The organism is Deefgea sp. CFH1-16 (assembly GCF_016881365.1).
Taxonomy (GTDB): Bacteria; Pseudomonadota; Gammaproteobacteria; order Burkholderiales; family Chitinibacteraceae; genus Deefgea.
The window spans coordinates 22,821-43,526 of sequence record NZ_WLYT01000001.1; the positions used below are offsets into that span (position 1 = coordinate 22,821).

The following is a 20,706-nucleotide window of genomic DNA, read 5'->3' on the forward strand; positions in this document are numbered from 1 at the left end:
ATTAATCAATCTTGTGCGAATGTCCAAAATGGCGCCTCAAACTCAATTCATATTCATTGAGCTTAATTAATAGACCGATTTGCTGCGACGCGCAAAGAAAGTTACGTGAAATTTACCCAATCAACCACTTTCTTCTATCTTTCGACATCACCTGGTTTTCTACTGGGTTTAACTGCAAACCAATGGTATCCAAAGCCGCCCATTGTGGCGTTACTTGGCAGCTAAACAGCACATCACGGCGAAACGCATGCACTTCAAGCGAGCGCACCGGTAACTCAGCGCCTTGCGTAGCAGTCGCTAGCATGGCATCAAATTGACTGGCATTCACCCGCAAACCATCGATTGCCACCAGCACGTCTCCTGCTGCCAAGCCCGCTTCTTCTGCGGCACCGGCCGTCATCACATTGAGCAACTTCACGCCCATCGCATCACTTGCGCTCTTCACGCCCAAACTCAACTTGGGCGCGGCTGCTTGTGCTAGCCACCCACCCCGATCTTGCGCTGAATCGGCCGCCCTTTGTTGCCATACAATATCTAAATCGGCGAGCAAATCTTGCAGTGGCAGCGGCGCAGTTGAACGTAAGCCTAATTCAAATAAATCGGACAAATCAACGCCCGTCACCCGTTGGGCCAAAGCTTCCCACTCGGTTTCGGCAATTCCTCGTCCTGTGGTCTCGAAAGTCGAGCCATACTCTTGCCACAATGCACGCATCACATCATCCAACGATCTTTGCTGCTGCGTGGCTTGGCGTATCGTTAAATCCAAACACAATGCAAATAGCGCCCCTTTGGTGTAATAGCTCACCAGCGCATTGGGGCTATTTTCATCTGGTCGATAATACTTAATCCAGGTATCAAAGCTGGCGTCTTCTAGATTCTGCACTAGACGGCCATACCCCCGCTCTACACTAGTTATGGTTTGCGACAATAAATCCAAATAGGCCTGCTCGGTAATCAGCCCCGCGCGCAGCAAACATAAATCATCGTAATACGATGTAATGCCCTCAAATGCCCACAACAGCCGCGAATAATTCTCTTGGCTTAAATCATACGGCGCATACGCTGCAGGTTTAATCCGCTTCACATTCCAGCTATGAAAATATTCATGGCTGCACAAACCCAAAAATTGACGATAGCCCGACTTCACTTCAGCTTCATCCGCACGAGGCAAGTCACTGCGATTGCAAATTAACGCCGTCGATGCCCGATGCTCTAAGCCACCGTAGCCCTCGCCCACTGCCAGCGTCAGAAACAAATAATCTTTAAATGGCGCCGGTGTGCCAAAAAATTGAATTTGATACTCACAGATTTTTTGTAAGTCCTGCGCCAATCTGGGCAAATCGGCTTGATGGCGACCGGCAATCACGATGCGATGCGGCACACCTGCCGCCATAAACTCAATTTGAGAAAAATCACTCATTTCAACCGGATGATCAATGAGATCATCATAGTTTTGCGCCAGATACTGACCAAAACCAGCGGCATCGACCTGCTGCGCAGGTAGACTGGTAGCCACTCTCCAAGTGCTATTCTGGCTAGGAACAATCTTTAAGCTGCAAGGTTGATCTTCTTGACCGGCCACCGCCAAGAAAACGCTAGTGCCATTAAAAAACCCGCGTTCATGATCCAAATACGCACCGCGTACCGATAAATCAAAAGCGTACACTTGATACGTCACTCGCAAAGGCGCTGTAACCGCAGCCGCCTGCCAGCTCGATTTGTCCAACTTAGTTAGCGGCACCCGAACACCGGCTGATTCGGCTTCAATACTGACGATATGTTTGGCAAATTCACGCAGCAAATAACTACCCGGAATCCAACTTGGCAAATGCACGATCTGCCCTGCCGCATCAGGCTGCTCAATCGTCAGCTCAACCGCAAACAAATGCGCGGCAATATGGTGGGGCGTAATTTTGTATTGGATGCTCATGATCAATAGAGTCCTCAAAATGGGTGTTGCATCTTTTATTCAAGCCAATCGTTCGATGCGGCTCGCATTGAACGGCCTAGCTAGCTAGTCACGACTTCTTGAAACAAAAGACCTTCGCAAAAAAATGATCCTCAAGTGTTACCTAGGGTCTGTTGACGTTTGGTTTTCCGCCGCGCTGGATCGATTTTCGCGGCGAATCAAGGCGTAGTAAGCGACGCATAGTCATTCTATGTGAGCTTGCTACAACACAGAGTCGCCGCGAAAAGCGCCCAGCCCGCAGGGTTTGGCGGATTTTGGCCTGATGCTGCGTTACCAAGCGCTGGCGTAGAATGACTACGCTGCGCGCTTCGTGCCTTGCCTCAGGCCAAAATCCGCGCAAACGCGGTTGGCAAACCAAATGTCAACAGACCCTAACGATCAATCACTTTAAATCTGTTGATGGGCTGATTCGATCATGTCGCCGCGCCAGCCCATAGCAAACTTTATTCTCGACGCCAGCCAGTACCTTGCGCCGTATCTTCCAGCACAATCCCAGCGGTGGCCAATTCATCCCGAATTCGATCCGATTCGGCCCAGTTTTTTTGCCGCTCGCGCCGCTTTACGCGCCGCGATTGCCGCTTCGATTTGCTCTGGTTGCCAAGCACTATCGCTGCTACCGGCTTGCAAATACGCCTCTGGATCGCGCTGCAATAAACCCAATACATTGGCCAAGGCTTTTAATAGACTCGCCGCAGCAATGCCTTGCTCAGTGACGCCGTGTTTATTGGCTTGCAAGGCCAATTCAAACAACACTGCCACCGCTTCGGTGGTGGCAAAATCATCATCCATCGCCGCTTTAAAGCGCGCCGCCATCGGGTGTGACCAATCGATGGACATGGTTTGAGCAGGAATCGACTTTAACGTGGTGTATAACCGCGTTAAGGCATTTTTAGCATCGTCCAAATGCGCGTCGCTGTAATTGAGTGGGCTGCGATAATGCGCGCGCAAAATAAAGAAGCGCAAAACTTCCGCATCGTACTGCGCTAAAACGTCACGAATAATGAAAAAATTACCGAGGCTTTTCGACATTTTTTCATTATCAACATTGATAAAGCCATTATGCAGCCAGTAATTCACATACGGATGGCCGTGCGCGCCCTCCGATTGGGCGATTTCATTTTCATGATGCGGAAACTGTAAATCCTCACCACCACCATGAATATCAAACTGCTCGCCCAAATGGTGGCAACTCATTGCCGAGCATTCAATATGCCAGCCGGGACGACCGCTACCCCACGGTGAAGCCCACTTCACTTCATTAGGTTCGTCAGACTTGGCGCTTTTCCACAACACAAAATCCGCTGGATCTTGCTTATTTTCGTCAATATCAACGCGCTCACCGGCACGCTGATCATCTAAATTTTTACGTGATAATTTGCCGTAACCTTGGAATTTACGCACCGAATAATACACATCGCCATTAGGGGCCGAATACGCTAAACCACGATCAAACAACTGCCCAATAATCGACTGCATGCCATGAATATGCTCAGTGGCACGTGGCTCATGATCTGGACGAATAATGCCCAACGCAGCGAAATCTTCATTCATTGCGGCAATAAAGCGCTCGGTAAGCGAATGAATCGACTCGCCATTTTCAGCGGCACGGCGAATGATTTTGTCATCAATATCAGTGATATTACGCACATAATTCACTTTGTAACCCGACTCGCGAAACCAACGCGTGATGACGTCAAACACCACCACCATCCGCGCATGGCCAATATGGCAATAATCGTAAACCGTCATCCCGCAAACATACATGTTCACAATGCCGGGCGTCATCGGTTTAAATTCCTGCTTCTCGCGGGCCAAGGTATTGTACAAAGTGATCATAAAGGGCTCGTAATTGGATTTAGTCCGTCATTCTACCAAAGCTACCGAGTACGCCCAACGCTGTTTACTGAAAAATTCAAACTTCACCTGCGCTTTAACGTGATGCGATCAATTACTTACACGCACCACCTTACGCCAGCGTCACTTTACACATCAAACGCACTATTTTCGCAAAAAACCAAACAATGCCACTAAAAAATCACGACCACTGTAAATTACTCAATAAACAATAAGGCACAAATGAGAAAATAACTAAGCACAAATTCAACTCAGCTATATAACCACTTCATTTTTTTTTACTAAGAACGACTAATAGCAATCCAAAAACAATACATGAAGCACCCCATAAGCTTCCTATTGTTAATATTTGACCAAATATTAAAAATCCAAACAGAGTAGCAAAAAGTGGGTCGCTAGTTTCTATAATTTGAACCTTTCCTGCCTCACTACCTTCTATCGCTTTTGTAGTAAAATAAAACCCACCAATAGTAGGAAAAACAACAAGGAAAAATATTGGCACCATTGCATTATAATTAATTTCTATAGGACCAGAAAAAACCGCAGGCACAAACAAATAAAGACTACCAAAACCAAAAAGCCACACCAACTGACTAAAACCACACCCAACCTTAAGGAATTTAGATAAAAATATAAATAACGCATAACCCAAACCGCCGATCAACGCCAAAAACATTCCAAAATAACTACCTGTAACAACAAACTCATAGTTAAATATTAAACAAACTCCAAACACGACAAAACCAAATGACAATACTTTTACTCTAGTTAATTTTTCCTTCAAAACATACGCGGACAGAATTAAAGTTACACCACCCGCGGCATAGGTCAAAAAAGAAACCAGAGGAATAGATGCATTTGAAAATGCCCATGTTTCAAAAAAATATAAGCAAAAAAACACCAAAAAATGAAAGTATCGCAAAGTCACGCCATTTAGCACTATGCTCAACAATTTCTCTTCGTGTATTTTTAAACATGCAGCCGTAAGTCAGCAAAATTGAAAAACGCGACAAAACACTTGTAAAAAGCGATTTGTTGATGTGACGCACCACTAGACATTCCAAACTGAGTCAAAACACCAATAGAGCCATTCAAGATCGCGGCAATAAGCGCATATAATTCAGCTCGGTATCGATTATAAAATTTCATTAAGTTATATCTTTTATCGTATCGAAAACAAATATTTCACTAGACTTAGGGAAGTCATGATAATTAACCACATAACTTATCAAAATTAATTCTTTTATCACCACGAGATGAGAATATACCGCCCCATTGATCATCCCACACTTCGAACTCATTATCTTCGCGAAGAATTTCGGTTGCCTTTTTTAAATTCCAAAATGGTATACCAGGAAGCAAATGATGTGTTAGATGCAAGTAATCACAATGAGCACCAATAAACAATCTTTCGCGGATCGCACTATAACAATTTAGCTGCTTATTTGTAAATTAATGCCTAATGTCCGGTATTGAAACACAACATGCAAAATAAAATACTGCGACCATTCAATTGTTTGCAGCCCATAAACAGATTAGACATAGGGCCTTCAGGAAAGCCTAGCTTCATTTACTTGGGAGTTTTATAAGTGAAACGGCCCCAGATAGTTTAAATGAAAAAAGATCATTTAAATCAACACCCTGCGCATCCATCATTCAAACTGCGTAAGACAGCCGTACTTATAAAGGGAGATCCTTTATTCGAGGTATTTCCTTCCACCGTAACCCGAAACACCGAGCAGCAGCCGAACTAGTCCATAACAAGTCCACACCACAGCGCGGCGTAAATAACTGGCTTGATGCACATGCTCGGGCAAAATGAGCACCGCATCACGCTGCAAGCGGCATTGCAAATCAGATCGCAGCTGCTGCGCAAAAGACGCATCCTCAATCACAAGATTTGCCTCGCGCGCCAGCAACAAACTAAATGGATCAATATTGCTTGAGCCAACGGTGGCCCAAGCTTGATCAATCACCGCCACTTTGGCGTGCATAAAGCCGCTTTTTATATTGATAAATTTCAACGCCAGCGTGTAATAAATCACGGTAATACGCCCAGCTAGCGTATTGCAGCAAGGCATGATCGCGCTCGTCTTGCAGCAATAGCACCACCTTTACCCCACGCTTAGCGGCACGCATCAACGCTTGACGTAAACGCAGACCGGGTAAAAAATAAGCATTGGCAATCATGATTTCGGATTGCGCCGCTTCAATCGCTTGCAAATAGGCTTTTTCAATCGCGTGCCGATTGCGCGCATTATCACGCACCACCAGGCGCGCTTTAGCGCCCCCTACTACGGCCGGTAATGGCCATTGCCTGCGCGCAAAAATTGATTTTTTAAATTGCATCCATGCGGTGTACTGCCACTCACGCAGCAAAGCCTGCTCAATCTCCAGCACCACCGGTCCTTTAACGGCAACGGCATAATCATAGCGCGGCGCCATGCCGGGGCCATCATCGTCACTAATGATATTGATGCCGCCGATAAACGCCAGCTGGCCATCAATACAAGACAATTTGCGATGCAAACGCCGTAAACGTGAGCGCTTAAGCGCGAAACGACTCACCTCGGGGCGAAAAAACAAAACTTGCACCCCCGCGTCCTGCATCTCTTGGCGCAGCGTTGCTGGAAAAGCATAGGCACCAAAGCCATCCAGTAATAAGCCGACTCGAACGCCGCGCTTAGCGGCGGCCATCAAGGCGTGAGCAACTGCAAGACCGATGTCATCGGCCGCAAAAATATACGTTTCAAGGCGAATTTCAAACTGAGCTGCGTCAATCGCCGACAGCAGCGCAGGGAAAAACTCTAAGCCATCACGCAATAAAGTCAGCTGATGCCCGTCCAAGTATTGCGTCATGCCTTTCGAGCACCTGCCAAAGATAATGTGGCCAATAAAGGCGCGTGGTCTGACAAACTGCGCCAAGGCGCGCCTTGCAACACCTCGGCCGATTCAATGGTAAAACCACGGGTATAAATACGATCTAATGAAAAAAACGGCATTCTGGCTGGAAAACTACGCGCATGCGCCCCATGCAAAGACTGAAAAACTTCATCCATGCCCAATTCAGATTGCAACACTTGGCTAACTTCACCGCGCCAATCGTTAAAATCCCCCGCCAGCACCAGCGGCGCATCTTCAGGCACTTGTTCAGCAATGGCGCGAATCATCAGTTGCAATTGCTTACGCCGATCCGAAGCACGTAAATTCAGATGCACACAAAAAGCATGCAAAGACTGTGTCCAATGCGGTAAATCCAGCTGACAATACAATAAACCGCGTTGCTCAAACCGGTGCAAAGTTAAGTCGTGATTACTGCGATGCAAAATCGGAAACCGCGACAACAAGGCGTTGCCGTGATGCCCGAGCAAATAATGGGCATTACTACCGTAAGCAGAAAACAGCGCGTCGCCAGCCAAATATACGTGCTGCGCATCCAGCGGCCAAGTATGGATTTTCTTGGCTAAATCATGGTGCAGGCCCTGTACTTCCTGCAAAAAAACAATATATCTGGATCGAGTGCTTTTAAGGCGTGACGCACGCCATGCAGTACAAAATTCTGATTGAGCGGTGACATGCCTTTATGAATGTTGTATGTAGCAATACGCAGTATATTTTTGCTTTTTAATGGCATCGCAGCACCCTCCCCAAAATCCCAATGTCAACATTGAATCGAGCAAGCTTAGCACAGCCTTAGACGCTACAACGGGATTGCAGTTCACCATCGTCAGCAAAAATAAAAGGGCCATCGGCCCTTTTATTTTTAGTACTGCCACCATCCTTACCTTATTCCAAGGATGTACCCGCTTCCGCTTGCAAGATGCCGCATAGCAAACGGCTCAATGCCGGATAAAACGCCACTTGCGTATGTATCGTTTGGCATTTCTCGCTAAACATCGGCACCCAGCGCAGCAAAGACGCCACCATCTCTTGCTCGTCCTGCGCTTTGCCCGCCATGGCCAGCCATGACAACAACTCCAGTTGAATCGCCAAATGATCGGCCGCTTCAGGATAGTTACTATCTAAGCCAAGGCCATAGAACTCAAGCTTTTCACGCATGGCTTTTTCTTCTGGGCCAAACAGCGTTTTATGCTCCCCGACATAACAAGAAGCATATGGCAAAGCACTGCTTTTAACATCCAACAGAAAACACATGGTGTAATCGGCCGCTAATTCAAGTTGGGCATCGGGCAAATCACGTAAAGCATTGATCGCGCCTTGCATCTGCTTCACTTCAGCGGCAAATCCAGCTTGCGCCAACACGTCAAATAGCGGATCAGCAGCACCAGCCAGCCAGTTTTGTAACTGCACCTCATCCATCTCACGGGCATAGAGCGTAGCAAACCAAGCGTATAAAGCCGCGCGTTGATCGGCGGGTGCCGCTTCTGCTTGTTCCGATGTTACTGTGCTTGCATTCATTTCGGCATCACCTCAGTTGGGCCACCAAAGGCGGTGACCGCCGGTGCTTTACCCTTATATTTTTCGACCTGAACCACACATGTACTGGCACTAATCGCCTGTGCCAAACTGGACGAGCCAATGTCTTGCGTCATGGTATTGGGATCGCCATAGGTATCGAGCGCACCGATTTCTGGCCCGGTTGGACCATACCAAGCCCCTTCTTGCAAACGTACCACGCCTTTCGGGTAATCACTAGACACATGCGCACCCACCAAGGCTTGGCCACGATCATTAAACACCCGAACCAAATCACCATGCTTAATGCCACGCTGACGCGCGCGTCTTCTGGACTCATAAAAAAAGGCTCGCGGCCTTGAATGGCATACGTTGCCCGCATTGGTTCCGAGTCACACATTTGCGAATGCAAGCGTTTATCTGGGTGCGCCGACTGCATCCACAATGGGTAGCGTTTTGAATTCGGGCCACCATGCGAGCGCTCGCTTTTTTCCATCCACACCGGATGCCCCGGGCAATCGGCGTAGTTATAGCTGGCGATTTTGCGGCTAAAGATTTCAATAAAGCCCGATGGCGTACCCAAAGCATTGAGTTCCGCGTCTTCACGGAAATCGGCATGGCGCACCCACGGTTTACCCGCCGGAAATAATACAAATCCTTTAGCCCAGAATTCTTTAAACGGTGGCATTGGGAATTTACTACCGTTTTCTTTACGACAGTTTTCGTACAAGAATGCCAGCCATTGCATTTCATCCATACTGCGGCTGTATTCTTTATCGCGACCAAAACGCTGCGTTAAGCCACGGAAAATTTCAAAGTCCGTTTTAGAACTAAACAATGGATCAACCAGTTTTTGCATCGCAATCACACCACGACCGCTGTATGAACCATACGCGTCAATGTCATTACGCTCAAATTGCGTACACGCTGGTAACACGATGTCGGCAAAACGGCAGGTTGCCGTCCAGGTGTAATCAACCGCCACCACCGTTTCGAGGCGATGAAAGGCTTTTTTCATCTTGTTACGGTCTTGCTGACGATGCCATTGATTGCAACCGCTATACACCGCCATTTTATACGGTGGCAATTTGACTTTTTGGCCGTTGTAATCAATCACCTTACCGGGCTCTAGCAATGCGTCGATGGCTCGAGCGCACGGAATCATTGGGCTATAGCCTTTGTAATCGGTGTTGGTGTATTTCGGTTTTTTACCCGGATCTAAATTCAACGGGAAAGAACCTGGCATCGCAGCGCCCGAAGACGGTACGCCAATCGAGCTATAGTGATGGGCATAACTAATCCCGCCACCTGGCAAACCAATTTGTCCCAACATCGCCGCCAATACCGCGCCCATCCAATACGGTTGCTCACCATGCTGCTGACGCTGCACCGCCCAGCCAAAAATCAGCTGCGTGCGACCGCTGGCCATCAAGCGCGCCAATTCACGGATTTGCTGGGCTTTTACGCCGCAAATCTTCTCGGCCCATTCAGGGGTTTTCGCGGTTTTGTCTGCGCCTTGACCCAATAAATAAGGCAAGAATTTCTCAAAACCGAGGGTATACGCATCAAGGAATTGCTGGTCATGCAGTTTCTCGGTATACAGCGTATGCGCCAAACCCATCATCAAGGCCACATCCGTCAATGGATTGACGTATTGCTTTTCGCAGCCGAGATAGTTTTGCGTTTTGCTTTTCACCGGATCAATGCTGATCACGCGAATTTCTTTTTTGGCGATCTTGTTTTTCAATTGCTCCAGGTAGGCGAACGATTCATGCGTTTCGCAATTCCAACCCACTTGCAAGTTTTTAACCGGATCGCTGGCCCAAAAAATAACGGTTTTACTTTCTTTGAGAATGATTTCCCACGAAGTGCCTTGTGAATACACTTCAGTCGAGCCCAATACGTAAGGCAAGATCACCTGCCCTGCGCCTGTTGAGTAATCACCGGCAGTCGAAATGGTATGCCCGTGCATATTCATGGCCCGCAACATGTGATTGCCGCAGGTATGAAATTGCCCAGTCTGGCGCCAACCCACTAAACCGGTGTGCATTGCCCACGGGCCATAGCTGGTTTGCACCCGCTCTAATTCACCGAATAAAACAGATCTAAAGCTTGGTCCCAAGTCACACGGACAAAGCGATTGTCACCGCGTTGGGTGGTATCACTTTTATGACTATTTTTAAGCCAATCTAAACGCACCATTGGATAACGAATCCGCGATGGGCTGTAGATCAAGCCAATAATGCCTTGGATCATTTCGGTCGGGTATTTGTCAAATTCAAAGGCTTTAACTTCAACCACTTTGCCACCGGCAACTCGGGCACGAATCGCGCCCCAATGTGAACCAGTGATTTTCCAATCGGTGCCACTGCCAGTAACAGCAGCCGCTTTGGCCTCGCTTTCGCGAGAGAGTAATAAACTAGGGCTTACTAACGCAGCCACTGAGGCTAGCGACAAACCCTTTAAAAATACACGGCGTGAGTTCTGAGTCATGAGCTTATTCAATTAGTGGCTAGGTTTTTTAAAATCAGACGAATTATTTTGTAAGTACTTCAGTACTAAGCCTTGGGTATCTTTATCCATGCTAGTAAAGCCGACCATCCCACCAAATAACCCCGGCCAGGTATTTGCATCAAAATGCGCTTCATCCGGCTGCTTATGGCAAACACTGCAGCTATTTTTGTAACTGTCTTTGGCCACGGACCAGATAGGATCGGTGCTGGCCACCACTTCGCCCTTCTTGATCCAGAATGTGGCGGACGATTTTTGCCAAATCAACCCGGTATTTGGATCTTCTTTACTTTCTTGCACTTTCACCAATTGCTTGTCTTGCGCAACGGTTTTTTCCAGCGTGGCAACGGTGATGTTTTTAGCAAAATGGCCATACCAAACGCGGCCAAAGCCTTTGCTCTTACGCCAAGCTGAAACTTCAACTTGCTGTGCATCGCCCTTCTCTTGCAGCACCTTAACTGGCGCGCCGATTTCCAACTTACCCGCCACCTTGCTCATGGCTTCATCCAAGTACAACTCACGCGGATAGACATTAAAGTAAGTGCCACCGACTTTAACGCTCTCATTGCCTGCAGCTTGAATCAAGCCATCAAATGCTGGATTACGGGTGTCGGTTTTTTGCCGGTTTTTTGTGCGCAATCCCTTGATGGCAATCGACACAACTTTGATTACGCTCGGCCGCACCGCGCATGGCTTCACGCGACGTTTCGCGCATTTTTTCAAAGTCCATGCTGTTGTAATCATGGCAAGTACGGCATTCTTTTGAGCCATTGGCTTTAAAGCGATCCCACTCGTTTTGCGCTAAGCGAGCACGATTGGCTTCAAATTTTTCTGGTGTATCGATTTTGCCGGTTAGGTGTGACCAAACCTCAACACTGGCTTGAATCTTACGGGCCATTTTATCGGTAAAATCATGCGGCACATGGCAATCAGAGCACTGCGCCCGCACGCCAGAGCGATTGCTCCAGTGCACCGTTTCTTTGAGTTCTTCTTGGTTTTGATGCATGGTGTGGCAGCTCACACAGAATTCTTCCGTATTGGTCGCCGCCATCCCCGCATTGAAACCTTGCCACGCTAAAATACCGGCGATAAAACCCACCGTTACCAGAACACCAAGACCAATCTTGGCTGCTGGCTTACAAAACAAATTCCGTAGCCAGATCCACATATTTTTCATAAACAAATCCAATTCATCAAAAAAAAAGCGAGATAACAATCTCGCTTTACGCTCCTGGCAAGCCGATTAAAAAAATCTGCAATAAGCGCACAATCAAACCATAGCTTGCAATCGCACCAAACATCGCAATTGGCAAGCCTACAAATGCCAATAACAAAAGCTTTTTCCATTCGCTTTTGCGCGTTTTTTCTGTTGTCATTTCAGTCATTATTTAACACTATTCCATTACTTCAATTAAAACCAATGCCCACCGCGATACACAGCAAACCCCATATATATTTATAATTATCCACGCTCTAATTCATTATTTCAGTTAACTTTTACCTATAAAAAATTATTTAAACCATGTAATTTATTTTTTCTGGTAGCTACTTTACAAATCGCCACCCAAGCGCGAACAATAATAGCCACATCTAAATGGGCCACAGAAAAATAAATTAGAAATAATTCGGTCAATTAAAACAGAGGCCGTCAGATAAAAGCATAAAAAAAACAAAAAATACCGCTAATTTATTTAAAATTAACCCACAAAACAAAGCGCAACATTGACCTCAATCAATAAGGCCGAGCACGTAAAGATACAGAAAGATACTCAACATAAAAACCAATCATTGGTCAGTTAACAAAACTCAACAAAAACAACTTATCTACAGCAAAATCCCAAAAAACAATCACATTACTCGTCGTAAATATTAACACCAACACTTACAAACGACCCCTTACAATGGCTAGCACCAAATACTAACCAGACTGACAAAAACTCGGTTTACACCGACTCGTTTGATTCTTACTTACAAGGTACGCGATGCATTTAAATACACTGTTAACGCTGTTTACTGTCGCATTACTGAGTGCATGCTCAAGCGGAGAAGATCTGCCCGCACCCGAAGCATCGAGCACTCCCACTCCGGCCACTAGCAGCTCGACCCCAGCCGCAAGTAAGGCTCCAAATTCAAGTAGCGCTCACCAAGAAAATGGCCTTCCTCCTGTCATTGAGCAATTTTAAATTGCCCGACGAGGGCACAGATTCAATTTTTCAAATCATAAAATCCAAGGCCACACCCTAATGAAGCGTCATTTCATCCAGCATTTACTCATATCGACCAGCCTACTTGCCACCAGCATCGGCGCATTCGCTCACGGCTATATGACCGAACCGACTTCACGGGCTTATTTATGCAAAATTGGCGGCAATAACCAATGCGGTGCCGTGCAATGGGAACCACAAAGCATCGAAGCCCCGTCTGGATTTCCAGCCCAAGGCCCTGCCGACGGCAAAATTGCCAGCGCCGGCCATATTCAGTTCTCGGAATTAGATGCACAAACCAGCGATCGCTGGACCAAGCGCGACATCAAAGCCGGTCCACAAAACATGAGCTGGTTCTTTACCGCCAATCACACCACGCGCAATTGGCGCTACTACATCACCCAACAAGACTGGAACCCGAATCAGCCACTGACTCGCGCAGCCTTTGATCTCAAGCCTTTTTGTGAGGTCGACGGTGGCATGCAAAAGCCAAATCCACAAACCAGCCACCTTTGCACCGTACCGCAGCGCACCGGCTATCAAGTGATTTTGGGCGTCTGGGAAGTTGGCGACACCGTGAATAGTTTTTACAATGTGGTCGACGTGATGTTTGACGGCAACGGCGGACAACCGGCTCCTAACTGGCGTCAAGGCGGCAGCATCCACCCTTCGGTCGACCTAAAATCGGGAGACCGAGTAATGACGCGGGTTTTTGACCAAAACGGCGAACGCCCGCAATTGCAAACTGCACTGACGATTGCCAATAGCACCCAAGGCCAGCGTAACAATTGGGCACATGCGCTTGCGAGCAAAATCAATCAAGAACAACAACACATTCGTGCTGGGCAAAAAGCCAGCAATGGCCAATTTGGCCCTGTTTATGGCTTAAATCCAATTTATCTTAAAACCAGTAGCGGCCTAAGTCGGGTTGAGATTCAAATCGAGCAAAAACAACCCCCACTGGTTCATCGCGTTCAAGTCAGTAATCTCGCTCGTGAATACCGCATCCAAGACGGTAAAGTGACGCTAACTTTTAATGTCGCCGCGCAAGGCGACTTAAACGTCAGTAATACGGTTTACAACCACGGTGGTGTTGCGCAAGGCCAAAGCGAGGCTAGCCTGAACAACAGCAATCAAACCTTTACCATGGCGCTGAGCAATGTGAAAGCCGGCCATCATCAGCTCGTAGTGAAAGGCACCCCAAAAAATGGCGGCACTTATGTGCAACAAACGCTCGACATGATGTTTAACGACGCCACTGCGGGCGGGCAATATGACTTTGTATTCCCAGCGTCGATCAAGTCTTATCAAGCAGGCACTTTGGTGAAGCAAAACAAAGACGGCAAAACGTATCGTTGCAAGCCGTTTCCATACAGTGGTTACTGCTCACAATGGTCAAATAGTGCAACACAATACGAGCCCGGTGTTGGCTCACACTGGGCATCGGCCTGGGATGAAGTGAAATAATTAATCGAAATTAAAGCACACGATATGGTGTGCTTTATTAAATTGACGGCGTAAGTATTATGTCGTCAATTTAATAATATCGACGCCGTTGTTCATGTGCATTATTGCCCTTATAAAGGGTAATTTATCCTCTTCGGATATTGATTTAATTCTGCGACACTCAAATGCATGATTGACTTAAATAAAAGCACACCGAATGAACTGGATTGACATATTACAAGCCCAAGCAATTAGCTATGCGCCTAAATTATTATCAGCACTGATTGCGCTGTTTATTGGCTGGAAACTCATCGGCGTTGCCAGCCAGCTATTAGAAAAAATGCTGACGCGTAGCAATGTCGAAGCCACACTCAAGCATTTCTTAGGTAGTCTGGCCAATGTGGCATTAAAAGCACTGCTACTCATTAGCGCGGCATCAATGATCGGCATTGAAACCACGTCATTTATTGCGATTTTAGGTGCGGCAGGTTTAGCCATTGGTTTGGCACTGCAAGGTAGTTTGAGTAATTTTGCTGGTGGCGTACTGATTTTAATGTTTAAACCCTTTAAAGCGGGTGACTATATTGAGGCACAAGGCCAAGCGGGCACGGTTGAAGGCATTCAAATCTTCACTACGCGTTTACGCACGCCCGACAATAAACTCATCGTCATTCCCAACGGCCCATTAGCCAATGGCAACCTCACCAATTACTCCGCCATGCCGACCCGCCGCGTCGATTTTGTCTTTGGCGTGGGTTATGACGATGATATCGACCACACTCGCGCAGTGATTTTGTCGGTACTCAATCAAGATTGCCGCATCCACTCAGACCCTGCCCCATTGGTCGTGGTGGCCTCACTGGGCGAAAGCTCGGTGAATTTCACCGTTCGTGTTTGGACCAATAGCGAAGATTACTGGCCGGTGTTTTTTGATACGACCGAAAAAGTCAAAAAAGCCTTTGATGCTGCCAAGATCTCGATTCCTTACCCACAACGTACCGTGCATCATATTCAGCATACTGAAAAATAAACGGCACCCAATGAGCGCACTCGGCTGATTACGAGCGTGATAGAGAATAAAAAACCGGCAATGCCGGTTTTTTATTCTCTATCACTTTAACGTGGTTCGGCCCACTGCGCGTATTCGGGCAGGTCAACAAAATTCAGCCAAGGCACATCGTGCGACGTCCAGATGTGCTGACTAGCACGCAAACTTGGGTCGTCATCTAAAGTGGCCACACGTAGTACCCACATTGGTTTACCAACCTTTTTAGCCAATAGATGGCTGCCGCATTGCGAGCAAAAAAAAACGCACTTTATCCGCTGACGAAGCATACTCACTCAGTTTTTCCTCACCCGCGAGCCAACGAAATTGCTCAGGGCGCACACCTGCAGCTGAATTAAATGCCGCCGCATGCGTTTTACGGCAAGTCTGACAATGACAGTGCGAAATGGGCGTCGCCAATTCATCGACTTCGTAACGCACTGCCTTACACGCACAAGATCCTTGCAAGCTCATCTCTATTCACCTTTATCAGTTATTCAATCACAGCACCAGCGATATCAAGCTTCATCACCCGCAAGCAGTTTTTTAAGCACTTCAGCTTTGGCAGCATCGTAATCAGCAACCGTAATCAAGTCTTGCGCCAGCAAGGCTTTCAATTGCTGCAACTGCAATTGCGCCGCGCTCATTTGGGGGGGTAAGTTTGCAACATCGGCATGGTTTGCACCATCCGCCACTTCAGCCTCTCGATTGGGCTGCGTGGTTGGTGCCAGCGCAGAATTCATCGCTGATGCCATCACTTGGCCAGCGGCCACACCGGCACCTAAACCCACGCCCAAGCCAGCCAGGCCACTGTCGTTTTGCGCAGCGAGCACCATCGATTGGGCCGCCTGATACTGGCCAAACGCGCCTAGATCACCGATCATTTGCATTGAGATTTTATTGTCGAGGGCTTTTTGTAATTCATCGGGTAAGGAAATATTTTCTAGCGTAAAGGTGTCGAGCACCAGGCCGTATTGCGCAAATTGCGAACGCAGTGCAGCGCCAATGCGCTCGGCCATTAAGCTTTGATTATTCGCCATATCCAAAAAAGGCACGTCCGAGCTGGCTAAAACCTGCGTCATCGTCGACACCACCTGATTACGCAACTGCAGCTCTAAATCATCTCGGGTATAAACATCACGCGTACCACTGATTTGACTAAAAAACAGCTGTGGATCGACGATTTGGTAGGCATAAACGCCAAAAGCACGCATGCGTATCATGCCAAAATCAGCATCTCGCAGTGTAATCGGCTGCGGCGTGCCCCACTTGCGGCCTAGTTGCAAACGCGTACTCATAAAATACACATCCGACTTAAACGGCGACTCGAACAATTTGTCCCAGTTTTTAAGCGCAGTCAGTACTGGTAAAGTGCGCGTGGTCAGCGTATATCGACCCGGGGCAAATACATCGGCAAACTGGCCTTCATTTAGAAACACCGCCATTTGCGACTCGCGCACCGTCAAACTGGCGCCATATTGAATTTCACAATTGGCCTGAGGAAAGCGATAAGCCAATACGCCATCTTCATCTTCATTCCACTGCAGTATGTCGATGAACTGATTATGAAAAAACGACCCTAGCCCCATACCCTCTTCCTCACACTCAAATCGAGAAAAAACCGCCCCATTGACACCGACAACAACAAGACGCCCCACAACGCAGTGCATCTGCTGTATGCAATATCGCAGTTTTGTCAGCGGTCAGCAAGCAAATGGCCGGTTTATGCTTGGCATTGCTAAATTGGAAACAATTGTAGATTTTAAAAACCAAGGGTTTAAATACTGAACTTATTCGCTAAGCGACGACGCACTTAAGCTAAGGTCACACAGCACATGAAGTAGAACTTGACGATTGAACGCCTTCACCTTAAGCCTCGGTCAAAGCCAGCCAACTAGATCAATAAGTGACTTGGCAATTGCCGTAATGCATCTGCATTGGAAGGGGAAAACACCATCTCGATGGCCTCTTCCAAGTTCACCCAACGATATTGGGTGTGTTCCCGTGGGGAAATCGTTACCGAGCTGCCGTTTGCTACCGCAACACTAAATACATGCTCGGTATTGTGCGTAACCCCGGGCGCGTAACGATGGCGCCAGCGCTCATAAATTTCAAACTCACTGGCGTAGTGCCAATCGCGCACCGCATCAGCACTGACTTGCAAACCAGTCTCTTCAAAAAGTTCACGCACGGCAGTGTCAATCAGGGATTCATTGGCTTCGCAGCTACCGGTTACCGATTGCCAAGCGCCAGCAAAATCACAACGTTCGAGCAGTAAAATCTGCAAATCCGGCGTATGAATGACAAGTAATATAGAAATAGGCTGTTTATAGGGCATGGCGCATTATACAATTGCCAGTCCAAGCTGCCAGCTGTTCTTCAGGCAAAACACCATGTTTGACGCACTTACCCTCAAAAAACAGTTCCCGATTTTTAGTCATTATCCCGAACTGATCTATTTAGATAATGCCGCGACGCTGCAAAAACCACTCGCGGTGCTCGATGCCGAGCGTTTTTTATTACGAACACCATAATGCCAATGTGCATCGCGGCGCGCATCGTTTAGCCACTGCGGCCACCGAAGCTTTTGAAAACGCGCGGCATACTGTTGCGCAATTTATCAATGCGGCGAGCGACGATGAAATCGTTTTTACTCGTGGCACCACTGAAGCCATCAATTTAGTCGCCAATACTTGGGGCAATACGCTGACTGCGGGCGACGAAATTATCCTGTCAACGCTCGAGCATCACGCCAATATCGTGCCGTGGCAAATGCTGGCCGAGCGCCGTGGCCTGACATTAAAAATCATCCAGCTTGATGCGCAAGGCGCGCTGGATTTAACGCATTTTTTAAGTTTGCTATCGAACAAAACCAAATTAGTCGCCATCAGCCAAGTGTCCAATGCCATCGGCAGCATTCAACCGGTGCAATGGATTTGCCAGCAAGCCCATCAATATGGCGCAAAAGTGCTGGTTGATGGTGCACAGGCCATCGCCCATAGCGTAATCGATGTGCAAGAAATCGGCGCTGACTTTTATGTGTTTTCGGGTCACAAAATCTATGGCCCTACGGGTATTGGCGTAATCTGGGCGCATGCTAAGCTCTTAAATGAGATACCCCCTTGGCAAGGTGGCGGAGAAATGATTGCAACCGTGTCATTTGAGCGCAGCACTTATGCCGCAGCGCCCTATCGCTTTGAAGCAGGCACGCCGCCGATTGCGCAAGCGGTCGGTCTCGCGGCGGCGCTCAATTGGCTCAATCAACAAGACCGCACCGCGCTCGCCGCGCATGAAATCGCACTACGCCAGCAACTTGAAGCGGGGCTGGCCCAAATACCAGCCGTCAAAATTCACGGCCAAAGTGCCAATAAGGCCGCCATTACTTCAATGACTTTTATGGATGCGCATCCGTATGATGTTGCCCAATTTCTCGATCATCAGCACATTGCCGTTCGGGTTGGCCATCACTGCGCACAACCTTTACTGCACTCGCTGGGTTTAAGCGGCACTTTACGCGCCTCATTTGCCGCCTATAACACCGCGCAAGATGTCACTCGCTTTCTTAGTCACTTGCAAAATACCTTAGACCTATTGGATGAATCATGATTTTACCGCAGCATCCTTTTGGCGTTAGTACCGACGCCATAAGCCTTGACGAGCTCAGCCAGCGCCTCGCTCAAGCCCACGGCTGGGAGGCCAAAAATCGCCTACTGATTCAATTGGCTAAAGCACTACCAGAATTTGCTACAGAATTTCGTCAAGATGAATACCGTGTGGCGGGCTGTGAAAGCCAAGTCTGGTTATTAATTCAAGCCAGTAACGGTAAATACGACATCGCCGCCGATAGCGACTCAAAAATCATCAAAGGGCTACTCACCTTGATTTTGGCGGCTTACCACGGCAGCAGCGCCGAAGAAATTCAGCAATTTGACTTTAATGCTTGGCTCAATCAACTCGGTTTGCATCGTTTTTTGTCGGCCAGTCGTGGCAACGGCCTAGCGGCAATAGTGACAAAGATCAAACAGCACACAATTTCAATGAGATAATGACGTTTTTCTTGCACCGAGCTGCTATTTTAGCGGGCTAATTGGTCGCAAACACTCTACTCAGGGAGACAATACATATGCTTAAACTAAAAACAATCATTAGCTGTATCGGACTATCTGCCGCCATCATTGCGATGCCGGCTGCCGCTGAAAAAACCTATACCGTGGCCACCGATGCTACTTTTGCACCATTTGAATCTCTGAGCAAAAACCGCGAAATCGTTGGTTTTGATGCCGACATTATTAAAGCCGTCGCCGCCAAGCAAGGCTTCAAAGTTAAAATGAACAACACCCCTTGGGAAGGTTTGTTTGTGAGCTTAAATAATGGCGAACGCGACATTGTCATTGCCGCCGTGACGATCACCCCTGAGCGTCAAAAAAGCATGGATTTCTCAGCGCCGTACTTTGATGCCAAACAGCTGATTGTGGTAAAAGAAAACAGCCCGATCAAACAATTTAGCGATTTGAAAGGCAAAAAAGTCGGCGTACAAAATGGCACTACCGGTGACACTGTGGTGCAAAAACAATTTGGCAAAAACCAATCCAAATATTCGCCGTTACGAAAACATCACTTTAGCGCTATCTGAATTAAGTAATAGCGGCGTGAGCGCGGTGGTTGCTGATAACGCGGTAGTGCGCAACTACCTCGTTAACAATCCAAAACAAAAATTCCGTTTAATTGACGACACCAGTTTTGAAGTTGAGCACTATGGCATCGCCGTACGTAAAGGCAATACCAAATTACTCAACGAAATTAATGCCGGTCTTGCGGGCATTAAAGCCGACGGCACGTATCAAAAAATACAAAATAAATATTTCGGCAAATAATTACGCTAAATCTCTATTAAAAACGGTGCATCAATTGCACCGTTTTTTTTATTTATGTTGATCGCTTTGTTTTGCCATGCCATTTTGCATGCATGCAAGAATGGGTAAAAATGAGATTTTAAACGCCAGAAAGTACCTTGCAATACAGCAATCGCTCTATTAGTATCTAAAAATCATCTCGGTGGAAACAAATACTCCCTTGAATTACGATACTCGAGCTCTCATTGCGTGCACAGACTGCGATTTGCTAATCCAATCGCCGCAACTTAAACCGGCAGAAACCACCAACAGCACGGCACTTTGTCCGCGCTGCAATGCTGTATTGTTAAAACAAGTTAACCACAGTGTTTCACGCACTTTAGCTTTAGCCATTGCCGCTTTTTTTTT

The 20,706-nt window shown here is 47.4% G+C and carries 22 protein-coding genes and 4 pseudogenes; 7 read left to right on the forward strand and 19 right to left on the reverse strand.

Annotated elements, in window-relative coordinates:
- Window positions 1–112 precede the first annotated feature (112 nt).
- The 14 genes and pseudogenes from GKO28_RS00110 to GKO28_RS00175 all read right to left on the reverse strand — a co-directional run bounded on the left by GKO28_RS00110 (window position 113) and on the right by GKO28_RS00175 (window position 12,135).
- Window positions 113–1,930, reverse strand: a complete 1,818-nt coding sequence (locus GKO28_RS00110) for a M61 family metallopeptidase (protein WP_182074964.1) — start codon at window positions 1,928–1,930, stop codon at window positions 113–115.
- Window positions 1,931–2,412: 482 nt separating this feature from the next.
- A pseudogene (gene cysS / locus GKO28_RS00115) lies at window positions 2,413–3,805 on the reverse strand (cysteine--tRNA ligase).
- 286 nt (window positions 3,806–4,091) lie between these two features.
- Window positions 4,092–4,775, reverse strand: coding sequence for a DMT family transporter (locus tag GKO28_RS00120; RefSeq protein ID WP_374220696.1), 684 nt, complete (start codon window positions 4,773–4,775; stop codon window positions 4,092–4,094).
- Between the two features lie 260 nt (window positions 4,776–5,035).
- Window positions 5,036–5,230 carry a fatty acid desaturase gene (locus GKO28_RS22520; RefSeq protein ID WP_203563787.1) on the reverse strand — a complete coding sequence of 65 codons (195 nt, stop codon included), beginning with the start codon at window positions 5,228–5,230 and terminating at the stop codon, window positions 5,036–5,038.
- A 290-nt stretch (window positions 5,231–5,520) separates the two neighbouring features.
- A pseudogene (gene clsB / locus GKO28_RS00135) lies at window positions 5,521–6,682 on the reverse strand (cardiolipin synthase ClsB).
- On the reverse strand, window positions 6,679–7,320 hold the full coding sequence (locus GKO28_RS00140) for an endonuclease/exonuclease/phosphatase family protein (protein WP_247646225.1): 642 nt from the start codon (window positions 7,318–7,320) through the stop codon (window positions 6,679–6,681). Before GKO28_RS00140 ends, clsB begins: the two are co-directional and overlap by 4 nt.
- A 289-nt stretch (window positions 7,321–7,609) precedes the next feature.
- Complete coding sequence (gene torD / locus GKO28_RS00145; RefSeq protein ID WP_182074965.1) at window positions 7,610–8,242, reverse strand: molecular chaperone TorD; 633 nt, start codon at window positions 8,240–8,242, stop codon at window positions 7,610–7,612.
- A complete protein-coding gene (locus GKO28_RS00150) occupies window positions 8,239–8,376 on the reverse strand; it encodes a hypothetical protein (protein ID WP_203563790.1) in 138 nt (45 codons plus the stop codon). Before GKO28_RS00150 ends, torD begins: the two co-directional genes overlap by 4 nt.
- 3 nt (window positions 8,377–8,379) lie before the next feature.
- Window positions 8,380–8,523: pseudogene (locus GKO28_RS22525) on the reverse strand (hypothetical protein); the annotation flags it as partial.
- A 95-nt stretch (window positions 8,524–8,618) separates the two neighbouring features.
- Window positions 8,619–10,289: pseudogene (gene torA / locus GKO28_RS00155) on the reverse strand (trimethylamine-N-oxide reductase TorA); the annotation flags it as partial.
- A 32-nt stretch (window positions 10,290–10,321) separates the two neighbouring features.
- Window positions 10,322–10,732 carry a molybdopterin-dependent oxidoreductase gene (locus tag GKO28_RS20760; RefSeq protein WP_203563792.1) on the reverse strand — a complete coding sequence of 137 codons (411 nt, stop codon included), beginning with the start codon at window positions 10,730–10,732 and terminating at the stop codon, window positions 10,322–10,324.
- Window positions 10,733–10,744: 12 nt separating this feature from the next.
- A complete protein-coding gene (locus GKO28_RS00165) occupies window positions 10,745–11,389 on the reverse strand; it encodes a hypothetical protein (protein WP_203563793.1) in 645 nt (214 codons plus the stop codon).
- Complete coding sequence (locus GKO28_RS00170) at window positions 11,352–11,927, reverse strand: NapC/NirT family cytochrome c (RefSeq protein ID WP_203563794.1); 576 nt, start codon at window positions 11,925–11,927, stop codon at window positions 11,352–11,354. The genes GKO28_RS00165 and GKO28_RS00170 overlap by 38 nt, the downstream gene beginning before the upstream one ends.
- Before the next feature lie 46 nt (window positions 11,928–11,973).
- Window positions 11,974–12,135: a hypothetical protein gene (locus GKO28_RS00175; RefSeq protein WP_203563795.1), complete on the reverse strand. Its 162-nt coding sequence runs from the start codon at window positions 12,133–12,135 to the stop codon at window positions 11,974–11,976.
- An 858-nt stretch (window positions 12,136–12,993) separates the two neighbouring features.
- On the opposite strand from GKO28_RS00175, the gene gbpA reads away from it, so the two are divergent.
- Window positions 12,994–14,421 carry an N-acetylglucosamine-binding protein GbpA gene (gbpA, locus tag GKO28_RS00180; RefSeq protein ID WP_182074966.1) on the forward strand — a complete coding sequence of 476 codons (1,428 nt, stop codon included), beginning with the start codon at window positions 12,994–12,996 and terminating at the stop codon, window positions 14,419–14,421.
- 196 nt (window positions 14,422–14,617) lie between these two features.
- On the forward strand, window positions 14,618–15,430 hold the full coding sequence (locus tag GKO28_RS00185) for a mechanosensitive ion channel family protein (RefSeq protein WP_182074967.1): 813 nt from the start codon (window positions 14,618–14,620) through the stop codon (window positions 15,428–15,430).
- Window positions 15,431–15,516: 86 nt separating this feature from the next.
- On the opposite strand, the gene GKO28_RS22530 is transcribed toward GKO28_RS00185, so the two are convergent.
- From GKO28_RS22530 to nudB, 4 genes are all read right to left on the reverse strand, one after another.
- Entirely contained in the window at window positions 15,517–15,654 is a 138-nt protein-coding gene (locus GKO28_RS22530; RefSeq protein WP_374220697.1) for a hypothetical protein, read from the reverse strand.
- Between the two features lie 16 nt (window positions 15,655–15,670).
- Window positions 15,671–15,919, reverse strand: coding sequence for a GFA family protein (locus GKO28_RS22535; RefSeq protein ID WP_203563797.1), 249 nt, complete (start codon window positions 15,917–15,919; stop codon window positions 15,671–15,673).
- 44 nt (window positions 15,920–15,963) lie between these two features.
- Entirely contained in the window at window positions 15,964–17,034 is a 1,071-nt protein-coding gene (locus GKO28_RS00200; RefSeq protein WP_182074968.1) for an SPFH domain-containing protein, read from the reverse strand.
- Between the two features lie 305 nt (window positions 17,035–17,339).
- On the reverse strand, window positions 17,340–17,783 hold the full coding sequence (nudB, locus tag GKO28_RS00205; RefSeq protein ID WP_182074969.1) for a dihydroneopterin triphosphate diphosphatase: 444 nt from the start codon (window positions 17,781–17,783) through the stop codon (window positions 17,340–17,342).
- A 55-nt stretch (window positions 17,784–17,838) separates the two neighbouring features.
- Here nudB and GKO28_RS00210 point away from each other — a divergent pair, with 55 nt between their 5' ends.
- The 5 genes from GKO28_RS00210 (at window position 17,839) to GKO28_RS20780 (ending at window position 20,319) form a co-directional block, all read left to right on the forward strand.
- Window positions 17,839–17,979 (forward strand): hypothetical protein, encoded by a 141-nt coding sequence (locus GKO28_RS00210; RefSeq protein ID WP_182074970.1) that lies wholly within the window; start codon window positions 17,839–17,841, stop codon window positions 17,977–17,979.
- Entirely contained in the window at window positions 17,948–19,051 is a 1,104-nt protein-coding gene (locus GKO28_RS00215) for a cysteine desulfurase (RefSeq protein WP_182074971.1), read from the forward strand. The genes GKO28_RS00210 and GKO28_RS00215 overlap by 32 nt, the downstream gene beginning before the upstream one ends.
- Complete coding sequence (locus tag GKO28_RS00220) at window positions 19,048–19,491, forward strand: SufE family protein (protein ID WP_182074972.1); 444 nt, start codon at window positions 19,048–19,050, stop codon at window positions 19,489–19,491. Before GKO28_RS00215 ends, GKO28_RS00220 begins: the two co-directional genes overlap by 4 nt.
- A 77-nt stretch (window positions 19,492–19,568) precedes the next feature.
- Window positions 19,569–20,078, forward strand: a complete 510-nt coding sequence (locus GKO28_RS20775) for a transporter substrate-binding domain-containing protein (protein ID WP_282099178.1) — start codon at window positions 19,569–19,571, stop codon at window positions 20,076–20,078.
- Window positions 20,020–20,319 carry a transporter substrate-binding domain-containing protein gene (locus GKO28_RS20780; protein WP_282099179.1) on the forward strand — a complete coding sequence of 100 codons (300 nt, stop codon included), beginning with the start codon at window positions 20,020–20,022 and terminating at the stop codon, window positions 20,317–20,319. Before GKO28_RS20775 ends, GKO28_RS20780 begins: the two co-directional genes overlap by 59 nt.
- Window positions 20,320–20,523: 204 nt before the next feature.
- Here GKO28_RS20780 and GKO28_RS00230 read toward each other — a convergent pair whose 3' ends face one another.
- Complete coding sequence (locus GKO28_RS00230) at window positions 20,524–20,691, reverse strand: hypothetical protein (RefSeq protein ID WP_182074973.1); 168 nt, start codon at window positions 20,689–20,691, stop codon at window positions 20,524–20,526.
- Window positions 20,692–20,706 lie beyond the last annotated feature (15 nt).